General features: G+C 64.9%; 3 protein-coding genes and 1 tRNA gene. 3 read left to right on the forward strand and 1 reads right to left on the reverse strand.

The window, feature by feature from the left end:
- The first annotated feature begins 1,153 nt into the window (after positions 1 to 1,153).
- On the forward strand, positions 1,154 to 1,999 hold the full coding sequence (locus tag HC028_RS26630) for a hypothetical protein (RefSeq protein WP_168080199.1): 846 nt from the start codon (positions 1,154 to 1,156) through the stop codon (positions 1,997 to 1,999).
- Positions 2,000 to 2,070: 71 nt separating this feature from the next.
- Positions 2,071 to 5,499 carry a DEAD/DEAH box helicase gene (locus HC028_RS26635; RefSeq protein ID WP_205861729.1) on the forward strand — a complete coding sequence of 1,143 codons (3,429 nt, stop codon included), beginning with the start codon at positions 2,071 to 2,073 and terminating at the stop codon, positions 5,497 to 5,499.
- 227 nt (positions 5,500 to 5,726) lie between these two features.
- Here the strand turns inward: HC028_RS26635 and HC028_RS26640 are convergent.
- Positions 5,727 to 5,800: transfer RNA gene (locus HC028_RS26640), tRNA-Pro, on the reverse strand.
- A gap of 205 nt (positions 5,801 to 6,005) precedes the next feature.
- On the opposite strand from HC028_RS26640, the gene HC028_RS26645 reads away from it, so the two are divergent.
- Positions 6,006 to 6,531, forward strand: a 526-nt coding sequence (locus HC028_RS26645; protein ID WP_205861730.1) for a hypothetical protein, incomplete at its 3' end; no start/stop codon positions are given.

Here is a 6,531-nt window from a genome sequence, read left to right on the forward strand (position 1 = left end):
CTCAAGCAGTGCGAAGGCGATGGCCGCCAGGCCCTCACCGATGGCATCGGTTTGCTCGTCTCGAGTTCTGTTCGCTGCCTTCCTCGCCGCTGCCTCGGCGTCGTACTCGTACCTCACAGCCATCCTCTCCGTAAGATCGACACCACTTACCGTCCTACATAGAGCGTTCCGGCTTCCGCCGGCAGGGTCAAGGTCATGGCGCCATCGAGCGGCGTTCCGTCGTCGGCCCGTAGGGTCACAACTACTGCCCCGGCGGCCTGATGTTGGGAAGTGCTGAGTCTGAGCAGGCCGTGCTCCCCAAACGTCAGCTACCTGTGACCGGCAGCCTCAGACAGCGGATCCTGAATCTACGGAGTATCGGCACAGCGGTCTGTTCGATACCACCGAATCTGTTTGATGAAGTACCTACGAAGCTTGTGGATCTCGCTCAGGACAGCCTCCGCGTACCACTCTAGAGTCGACTCCCCGCAAGCGTTTGGTACGACGGTGCTATCACTCAACCGGAGATGAGTTGCCGCCATCAGTCCCACCAATCGCGCTGCCACTGTCTGCGTCAGCGGACGGCTCCCATCGCGGAGGTGGGCTCGTATTGATGACGAGGCCAGCGTCATACAGGCCCTTATGTGCGGTCTGCTCGACGCCGGCGGTCTTCTCCCGGCGAACCGGCGGCGTGGTGTCGGCCATCAAGCGAGCGTCGTACACGCTCTCGTGAATGCGCCGCTCGACGGCTGGCACGTCAGCTTCCCGTGCTTCTTGCGCGGCGGCTGCTCAGGTGAGCCGGGGGTGACGACGATGGAACGGGTATGGATGGCACTGCGGATCGCGAGCTAAAGCGAATGTGGCTGCGTTACGCCTGCGCCTACCGTGGCTGCGGCCAGGCGTTGCCGGCGGGCAGTGGGTGCTCTATGAACGCACGGCCAAACAGGTCGAATGCCTAACGTGCCCGGCATCGGAGCCCGTGGGTGATCCCGCCGGTGACGGTCTACCTACGCCCTATCCCCAAACTGGGCCTAGCTGGCTACTATCCAGCTAGATCGGAACACCGCGTACGGACGATGGCAAGGGAGCGACCTGACTGGCACTCTCGCGACCTGCGTGATGGAGCCTTGACCGCCGCTGAGCGCATCACTTACATACGGGAGACTGCGCAGCAGTGACAAGTCCGCCCGCGTTGACGCCCCTCCTGACACTTATCGACAGCCCCGGCACGTCGTCGGTCGAGTACGTGATCGGCGGCACGACCCTCAGTGGCGCGGCCCGCGAGGCGGCAGCTCAGCTCCTCGCTGACGACGCTATGACAATCGCCTGCGGCAAATCGCCTGTACTCGATCGCTGGCGGGCTCGCCGCGACGGCGGCCCACCGGAAACGGGTGCCAAACTCGAGGCCGTCAAGACGTATGTCGCGATCGCCTTCAACCTACCGGGCAAGCCCGTCAACGACGATCATGTTCAGGGACACGTCGCGGAATTGCTGTGGAACCGGCTCATTCATGAACGGACCGTGTGCCGCGACGGCCGCAAGCTCGTGCGTGCACATCCAGTGAAGGCCGATCCGCTCGAGCCCGGTGGCGATGGGCTGGTGGTTTACCAGAACGAGCAAGGCACCCTGGTATTCCGGCTATGGGAGATCAAGAAGCACGCAGCCCAGCAGGGGGTCTCGGCCACGATTAACCGGGCAAGCAAGCAGTTGTCAAGCCGTGGACACGAGTACCTCGCCAAGCTTGCCGGACCGGAAACGATCATCGAGGACGAACCGCTCGGCGAGTTATACGGGAACATGGTCGAGCTGTGGTTCGACCGAAGCGAGCGTGCCGGGGTCGGCGTATCCGTGGGCACCTCCGCACATCACGCGCCGACCCGACCGCAAACGTTTCACTCCATCAACAAGGCTTTTCCTGAGTTCGCCAGGGCGGGACAGACCGAGAGCGTCATCGTGGCGATCCCCGACTTCCCGGGGTTCGCTGAGCGAGTGAAGGAGATCGTGTGGAGCGGTCTCTAGACCTCACCCTACTCAACGACGCCCTCGGAGGGCGAACCGGCCTGCCCACCGCTGAGGAACTCCAACAGCTCATGGCCGACGTCGAGGTCCAACTCCTGCTCCGCCGAGCCGAGATCGGCCAGGAGCTGTTCGACACCGCCTGGTACCTGCACGGCGTCGCCTCGGTCAACGAAGCCCGCCGTCGCTACACCCTCGCCCGGCAACGCCAAGCCTTCCTGGTCAGCGCCCACATCTTTGACCTGGCCCTCAACCAGGACGGGTGGACGCCCACGCAACGGCTGTCGTTCGGGTTCGCCGCTGCGATCGGCTACCGGCGTGGGGGCAGAGACCCGAACGCCACCGCCATCATGAACAGGCTCCGCGCTGACATCGACACCGAGTCCGCCGTAACCGACCACATCGACACACTTTCGCTGGAGGTCGGACTCGCGTTCCTCGGCTTCGAAACCAAGACACTATTCCGCTGGTTTGGTACATGGCGCCGCCAACTGGCCGCACTCGCCCGTAACTCCGAGTTGCGCGATCTGACAACCACCGCGTTCGGCCCGACCCACATGGTCGTCCTAGGCGCCGAAGACCTGCTCACCTACTTTGCCCAAGGCAACGCCGACCGCCTGGAGCGCGGCCTCCTCCGACTCCGCAGCGCCGCCACAGGCGAAGCCGGGCCAGGTGACATCAATTCGCAGTGGGTGGCCGCTCACCTGCTGAACCTGTCCAGCGAAGCGCAGGCCGGCTCGCTTTGGAACCCCGATGTACTGCCGCCAACGGTGCCCCCACTGGTCCGGCAGGCATTCACCGTAGGTAGCCCACCAGTTCTGACGCTATGGGAGCCACAGCGCAACTTGCTCACCGGCCCCCGGTCACCGTTCGACTCCAGCGTCCGCAGGATGGTTCTGGCGGTACCAACCAGCGGCGGTAAGAGCCTCGTGGCGCAGCTGCTCGCAGTCGAACACCTGGCTCGCACGGATCGCAGCGTCTGCTACGTCGCGCCGACACGCAGCCTCGGGCGCGAAATTCGCCGAGCGATGGCCAGCCGCGTCCGCGTCCTGGAGAAGGAGACCGGCACCGACCAGCCCGACTACCCGACCGTGTGGGACTTCCTGGACGCTGCCGCTTCTCCGGAAACGCCGGCCGACGTCGAAGTGATGACGCCGGAGAGGCTCGGTCACCTGCTGCGCCACGACGCCGAAGCCGTGCTCGACCGCTTCGGCATGTTCATCTTCGACGAAGCACAGCTGCTCAAGGAGTCGGGCCGGGGGTTCGTACTGGAGTCGGCCATCGCCCTGCTGGACTACCTCACTCAGGAGACCAACCACCAGATCGTGTTGATCTCGGCCGCGATGGGCAACGCGGGCACCATTGCACAATGGCTCAGCCCAGGTGGACAGTGTCTGCGGCACGAGTCCCAATGGCGTGGCCCGCGGCGCCTCCATGCGGCCTTTACCACGCATGCACACTGGTCGGAGACTCGCACTGAGGGCGGCGCTGGCCCGAAATGGCCGTACCGGCATACCACCAAGCTCAGCGGCCAGATTCGGCTCCGCATGGCCGATGGTCGCACCGCATGGCTGTCCACACAGGGCGACACTGGCTGGCGGTTGGTCCGCAAGTCCAAGGATGGCAAATCCCGGCAGTCCGGCCTGCCTACCGATCCAACCCGATCAACGAAGCAGCATGTGATCGCCAGCCAGATGATTGCCGCGCTCGGCCACGCGGGATCAGTCCTGGTCGTCGCCACCACCCGCACTCAGGCCCAGCAGCTGGCGAAGAGTTTGGCTGACATACGCGAGGAGCAGCCTTCCCTGGCACCACTGGTCAACTTCGTACGGCAACAGCTCGGTGACGACCATCCACTGGTCAGCGTCCTGCGCCACGGGGTCGGCTTCCACCACGCGGGCCTGCCAATGGAAGTGCTGGAGGCACTTGAGGAGTCAGTCCGCCACGACATCCTGCCGTACCTGACGTGTACGTCAACCCTGACGGACGGCGTCAATCTCCCGGTCCGCACGGTCGTCATATACGACCAGTCGTTCCCCGGACAGCACGACGACAGCCGGCTGCGTGGCGCCCGTTTGGTTAACGCCATGGGCCGAGCTGGACGAGCCGGCAAGGAGACCGAGGGCTGGATCGTGCTGGTCCGCGCCGCCAATCCCAGCGAGCAGGACTTCCAGGACCTAAACCCCGGAGCGGAAGCCCTCGCGGTGACCTCGTCACTGAGTACCGAAGCCGCGCTGGAGTCGTTTGCCCAACTCGAAGCCGAACTGAGAGACAACGAAGACGCCATCTTCGACGCCACCGATGCGGCCGGAGACTTCATCAGCTTCGTCTGGCTGGTCTTGTCCATCGAGGAGAGCCGCGACATCGATCCAGCCTCCGCCGACATCGACCGCATCGTCGACGCGACGCTCGCCAGCAAACAGTCGGTCGACGTTCGAGGAAGATGCAAACGCCTTGCGGAGGCAACCCGTCGCAGCTACCTGAGAAGTGACCCAGAGGCGCGCCGCCGTTGGCCGCGCGCCGGCACGTCTATCGGTTCCGCGCGGACGATCGACCGCCTGGCAGAGCGGATAACCGAAGCGATCCTCCGCGCGGAGGCGACCGGCGACCTGCCGGATCTGCGCGATCCTGAACAGGCCATTGCCCAGCTAACCGCGATGTTCACCCAGCTCTTGGACCTTCCCGAAGCACCTGAATGGCGATTCCGGGCCAGCAGAGGTGGCAGGGACATCGACGTTAGGCCGGTTGACCTATTGGCCGGTTGGATCTCAGGCCAGCCGCTGCCCGAACTCGCCGATGCCCACCTGTCGGCCGCACGGGACCCTGCTTGGCGCATCGAGCAGATGGTCGGTGCAGTAACGGAACATTTCGAGCACTATCTGGCCTGGACCGTCGGCGCTTTGGTAGAACTGATCAATGTCCGCCTGACCGACACGGACGCCGAGGCGCGACTCTGCCCGGAACTGGGCGGGTACATCCGCTACGGCATCAACACCACCCACGCGCTGCTGCTAATGACCTCGGGCATCCGCTCCCGGCGGCTCGCCCACGCTGTTGTCGCCGGCCTTCCCAGCGGCCTTCAGCCTCTGTACGAGGACCTCCGCGCCTGGCTAGCGGGGATGAGTATTGCCGAATGGCGCGAACGCTATGACGCATCCTCCTCCGAGGTCCTCGACCTACTCGACTTCACCAGACTCCGTAGCCGCAGCCTGCTCAAGACACTGCTGGAGACCGGCTCCGTCACCGTGAGTCTGCCCGGTGTCGGCGATGACCTGCCAGCTCCTGGACAGCGCCTGTCACTCGTACCGGCGTGGGACGAACCAGCCCCAGAGTCGTTGGCTGTCTACGCCGACGACCAACTCGTGGCAATCATCGCTTCGCAGGACCACGCGGATGTCAGAGCGATTTTGGACACCGGACTCGACTTTGTTCTGGACATTGACGACCCGGCTGGTCCTCCGGCGCTCCGGATTACCCTGCCACTTGGTGACGGCGAGGCATGAGGACGCCGCTAACGGGACAGGCAATGGCAGCGGCATAGCCGCGCCGTTCGGGTGCACGACGGGGAAGAGAAGCCCCTCGGGAACGCGGTAGACACCTGTTGATCACGCCGATGGTCCCCAAATGGTCCCCAGCGGTAACCGCGCAGGCTGAGAGCGGGAGGCCGCGACAGTAATAAAAAAGCCGCTGACCTGGGCTTACTGCCCTCATCAGCGGCCTTCGCCACTTGTCGGGACGGCCGGATTTGAACCGACGACCCCTTGACCCCCAGTCAAGTGCGCTACCAAACTGCGCCACGTCCCGTTGCCTCGACCTTGCCGAGGCAGCCGGTACAGCCTAGCGCACCGTTCCCCGGATCCGCGCGGGGGCAGTCCCCAATCCTGTGATCAATCCGAGCGGTCCCCGCCACCCGCACCTACGATGGTCACGGCTGGCGGTGAGCACGAACGGTCCCCCACCCCGGAGGGCGATCATGCGGACGCATACGCGGATCCTGACAGCGACCGCCGTGGCAGCGGCCGTGCTGGCTACTGCCACCGGAGCGGCAACCGACGGAGCGGCATCCGCCGGCATGAGCACACCCCGGAACACGAGCAAGATCCAAACCGGCTGGCGGCTGGAGAGCTCGCTCGGCGCCGAGATCGCCGTCCCCGCTACCTGGGCGATCAACGACAGCGGCTGCGGCATGACCACCAGGCCCAGCGTCGTACGCGCCAAGGGCATGGCGACCCTCTGTTTCACGGAGGAGCCGCCAACCAAGGAGCTTGCGATCATCGAGGAAAGCGCAGCGCCCGAAGGCGGCAGCGCCACAACGATCAACGGAGCACCAGCCACAAAAGGGACAAAACGCTTAACCGACGGCCGGTACGCCGGCTGGATCTCGGTACCGTCCCGGCACGTCGTACTCGACGTGCGCACCCGCAACGCAGAGACGACCGAGCGCATTCTGGACAGCCTCCAGCTCGTCGACACCGACCACCTCGGCTGCCAGACACAGCCAGCAGACAGCACCAAAACCCCGAACAGCACCCCAG

The sequence above is a fragment of the Planosporangium flavigriseum genome (genome assembly GCF_011947225.1).
GTDB lineage: Bacteria > Actinomycetota > Actinomycetes > Mycobacteriales > Micromonosporaceae > Planosporangium > Planosporangium flavigriseum.

Excerpts from the sequence above, each read along its gene's own strand:
- HC028_RS26635 (WP_205861729.1), top strand. The coding sequence starts at position 2,071 with ATGGCCGACGTCGAGGTCCAACTCCTGCTCCGCCGAGCCGAGATCGGC.